The 4413-nt window shown below is 36.0% G+C and carries 4 protein-coding genes; 2 read left to right on the top strand and 2 right to left on the bottom strand.

Annotated elements, in window-relative coordinates; translation table 11 throughout:
• Positions 1-48: 48 nt before the first annotated feature.
• On the top strand, positions 49-1425 hold the full coding sequence (locus E1171_RS06350; RefSeq protein ID WP_155205173.1) for a SpaA isopeptide-forming pilin-related protein: 1377 nt from the start codon (positions 49-51) through the stop codon (positions 1423-1425).
• Between the two features lie 43 nt (positions 1426-1468).
• Here the strand turns inward: E1171_RS06350 and E1171_RS06345 are convergent, their stop codons facing one another.
• Entirely contained in the window at positions 1469-2410 is a 942-nt protein-coding gene (locus tag E1171_RS06345; RefSeq protein WP_155205172.1) for a DUF5996 family protein, read from the bottom strand.
• A 352-nt stretch (positions 2411-2762) separates the two neighbouring features.
• Here E1171_RS06345 and E1171_RS06340 point away from each other — a divergent pair, with 352 nt between their 5' ends.
• Positions 2763-3365 carry a NifU family protein gene (locus E1171_RS06340; protein ID WP_155205171.1) on the top strand — a complete coding sequence of 201 codons (603 nt, stop codon included), beginning with the start codon at positions 2763-2765 and terminating at the stop codon, positions 3363-3365.
• Between the two features lie 143 nt (positions 3366-3508).
• Here the strand turns inward: E1171_RS06340 and prmC are convergent, their stop codons facing one another.
• Positions 3509-4372 carry a peptide chain release factor N(5)-glutamine methyltransferase gene (prmC, locus tag E1171_RS06335; protein ID WP_246164202.1) on the bottom strand — a complete coding sequence of 288 codons (864 nt, stop codon included), beginning with the start codon at positions 4370-4372 and terminating at the stop codon, positions 3509-3511.
• Positions 4373-4413 lie beyond the last annotated feature (41 nt).

Genomic DNA, 4413 nt, shown 5'->3' with positions numbered 1-4413 from the left:
ATACTATTTTTGCGCCTTCCCTAAACCTATAAATTTAATTAAAATTAAATGAAAAAGATTTTACCATTTTTTGTATTTATCTTAATCCTTAGTTGTTTAACCGCCTGTAAAAAAGATGATGACCCTATTGATGGGATTTCTTCTTTACTGCTACAGGTTGAGAATCAAGATGGAAAAGCACTAAGTGATGCCAGTATTCAAATATATGATACTAATGTAAGCTATGAGTTGGACATAGAAAATTATGCCCCTCTGTTCGAATTTAAATCTGATGAATCAGGTTTAATTGCTGTTGAACAAATTTTGGAGGGTGCTTATATCGCGTATGTTTCCTATGTGGTTGATGGTAAGGAATATGCATCCTTAAAGCAGATTCGGGTAATTAGCGGGCAAATTAATGAATTAACCATCACTCTTAACACTACTGATGTACCTTCGCTAATTCTCCATGTGGAGGATCAAGAAGGGAATGCAATAAGCAATGTAACAGTTCAGATTTTTGATAACTTTTCAAATTATTATTCAGATTATTCTGTCCCACTATTCCAATACACTACCGACGAAACTGGGGTTATCAATGTGGACTACCTTCAAAAGGGCTACTATACTGCATATACCACTTATATGATAAATGGTAGGGAATATAATTCCCTTAAACAAATTCAGGTAATAGATAACCAGACAATAGAGCTTAGCTTGGTATTGGAAATTGAAGCCCAGATTGGGGATCTAATTATTCACCTGACCAATAGTAAAGACAAACTTATTGACACTGATTATATTAACCCAGAATTAAAAATTGATTTTGGGCTTGCGCCTAGTAATAATGATAACGAAGAGTACCGTCACCTCTCGTTGGAGGAAATATGGGAGCAAATAGTTTACAAAGCCTCCGCCCAAGAAGGAGTTGTAAATTTTGAGGACCTTCCAGCTGGACAATACTATATTTACAAAAATATAAATGGGATAACTGAAAATGTAGGTAATATTTATATCTATCCTTCTGAAGAGGAAATATTTCATACAAGAATCCAAAGAAAAAATTTGCCATTTGTGGGCAGTTGGAAATTTCAATCTGCAGTAAATGATAATGATGTGGAAGTGCCATTCCCGATAAACAAACTGGATATTAATAGTAGCGGGAATTTAGTGATAACCTTTGATGATAATACCAATACAAGTAGCTACATAGATTCAGGTCATCCTAATAATGATAAAAACATACTAGTTTCGGACTTTTATATCTATAAGGATGGAAACTATTTTTACTTTGATAGCTACTACTACAAGCTGCCGGATTTCTCTACTTTTACAGATTTGAATAATCCTGTTTATGTAAACTATGATAGCAAAACACTTTCCTTCAAAGTATATGATAATACAAATGGAAATTATATAGTGACCTTTAAAAGGGATGACCAATAAATAAGCAAAAAGGATTGAGGTCTGAAAGTAACCTCAATCCTTTTTACATTTCCTTGAGAGGAGGTGCCTTCATTTCCTCCAGATTCCAACCTGCTAAAGAACCTCCCGCTTGGTAAGCACTTTCCATAAAATCCAATAAGTCTTGACGAGGATTATCTGATTGCCTAAGTTTATCATAGGTTAAAAAGGCCATGGGGCTACCATTGCTTTCTACCCATTGTGCTGTTTTTGGCTGTAAAGGTTGTTGGTCAATTCCTTTCGGCAAAGGATAGGTATAGGAATAAAAGGCGGGTTCTCGCACTTGATCATCTCCTGCCCAAAAGCCAAAACTGACCACTTCATGGGAATATGCTTCCTTTTCTACAATAGAATCGCTTTCCATCCTAGGACCCTTTCTTCCCGAAAAGCGTGTCATGGCTAAGTCCATATGATGCCAGTAGATATGGGCAGGGCAGGTTTTTCCATAAAATCGGCCGCTAAATTCTTTAAACACTCCGTCAACCCATAACAAAATACGCCAAAACCTATGCATATATTCCTTTTGATAGGATGCCCATTCCTTAATTTCTCGAAAATGCCCCTTTGCCGGGAGGTCAAAAGGTTTATCCTGAATTTTTACTTCTATTCCGACATGTTTTAAAGTATCGACAACCCAATGGTAAAAATCAGCGACGCTTAAGCCATCATACAGGTCATGGATAGCTTTTTCTCCTTTACTTGTTTGAATAATAAATTGATGATCGATTAAATCAAAACTCATTTCAAAAACTTCCGTACCATTGGCATAGGGAATTGAAAAAGTCGTCAGTCCTCTCGTATTTACATAGTGAGTTACATTCCACCAGTGATTCTTTCGTGGACTAAATTGGAGACGAATTTTTCCAATTATTTGCAAAAAAAGATGGAAGGTCATTTTGGTTTTTTCCCATTCATCTAAAGGTAAAGAGGGAAGTGCTTCTTTTTGTAGGCGAGATTTTGGTTCCATTTTAGAGCATTAATATTGTAGGGTGGACTTAAGGAGGTTGTGCTTTTTTTCTCTGTCTTTTATTTTCAATATAAGGAAAAAAGAGAAAGGAGTTAAGTGATTAATTTATATTATAATGAAAAATAAATTGTGAAAGGGGCCCGCTTTCAAATGACAACTTATCTTGAAGTGGACTTACTTTTCCTGCTTTTAAAGAAATAAGCGAATGGATTAAAGGGTACTTTTTATATTGATCATTCGTTTTTCCTTTGCTCTTGATAGAGGTACTGACAGCTGAGACTCAGAATTATTAATCAATTTTTATTTACCTTTACACCGACATAAAGATACCATAGTCAAAAAGTTAAGATTTATGCAAACTATAAACAACGATAAGCAAAAACGAAATGTAAATATATACATGGAAGCTAACCCGAACCCAAATTCAATGAAGTTCGTGGCTAATTTCATGTTGTTACCAGATGGAGTGAGTTACGATTACCCAAATCTGGAAAGTGCTGAACACTCCCCTTTAGCTAAGGTGATTTTTCAATCTTTTTCTTATGTGGAGAGGGTTTTCTTCATGAGCAACTTTGTGACTATTACTAAGGCTGAAGGTAAAGATTGGGAGGAGATTAGAACAGAGCTTAAAGACTTTATCAAAGGTTATCTGGAAGAAAATAAGGAAATCATTATTCCTGAAGCACTTCGTGAGGAAGTAGAGATAAATGAAGAAGATTCCGAAACGGTTAAAAAGATTAAAGGCATTCTTGATGAATATATTCGCCCAGCTGTGGAATCTGATGGGGGTGCTATTACTTTTCATTCCTATAAGGAGGGAGTGGTGAAAGTTTTACTGCAAGGTGCTTGTAGTGGTTGTCCTTCATCAACAGTCACTTTAAAATCAGGTATTGAGAACTTATTAAAGCGAATGCTTCCAAATGAGGTAAATGCTGTTGAAGCAGAGGGAATTTAAATAATTAGGAAATGAGAATAAAAACCTGGATTTTCTTTTCTCATTTCCATTTTTCTTTAGATTATCAATTTGTGACCCTTTTCAATTAAGTTTCAGGAGATGGGTTATTTTTGTTCGTATGATTGCCCTTTCCGAAGGCCTTCTTAGGTCTTTTTCCCCGTTACAAATCGGTCTTTTCCTTGCAAATCCTGGATAATCTCTATTTCTTGAAACTTTGCAGCTTGCAAAAGGGCTGCTGTTTCCTTACCAAATGCCTCATTGATCTCGAAATAAAGTTTTCCTCCCCTTTTTAAACTTTGAGTAGCCACATGTGTAATCTTGCGGTAAAATAAGAGCGGGTGTTCATCGTCTACAAAAAGAGCCAGAGAAGGTTCATGTTTCAAAACATTGGGGTGCATCAGCTTTTTCTCCGATTCCAATACATAGGGAGGGTTACTGACAATAATGTCTAAATTCTGCAGGGGCAGATTTTCTTTTAAAATATCTAGATGTAATAATTCAACCTGGGCATGATTTCTCATGATATTCTCCTTGGCCACTTTCAATGCTTCTTCTGAAACATCCAAGGCAAAAACTTCAGGTTTCTTCATTTCCTTTTGCAAGGTAACCGGAATGCAACCACTACCCGTTCCGATATCTAAGATTTGCAGTTCCGGAATGGGGTTGTCGGCAATTATTTTATGCACTAATTCTTCGGTTTCAGGTCTAGGAATCAAAACATGTTCATTTACCGAGAATTTTCGCCCGTAAAACTCTGTCTCTCCTAAAATATATTGAATAGGCTCATGTCCCTTAAGTCTTTGGGTGGCAGTGGTCAACTTTAACTCTTTTTCCTCGCTTACTTCTAATATTTTATCTATAAGCACATCATTACGAGAACAATCTAGAATCTCCTCCATTAGCCAGAATGTCATGCTTTGTGCTTCTTGTTCTCCATAATAGGAAATCAACTCCTGACGAATATGATCAAAAAGCATTTTGGCGCTATTTGGCAAATGATGATACATGGGATCCTTATTTTTTTAATTAATTCCGCTTTAGGCAAGTT

It is taken from the genome of Xanthovirga aplysinae (assembly GCF_009711365.1).
Classification (GTDB): Bacteria; Bacteroidota; Bacteroidia; order Cytophagales; family Cyclobacteriaceae; genus Xanthovirga; species Xanthovirga aplysinae.
Note: the sequence above shows the minus strand (reverse complement) of the source record. Positions and strands in the feature narration are given on the sequence as shown.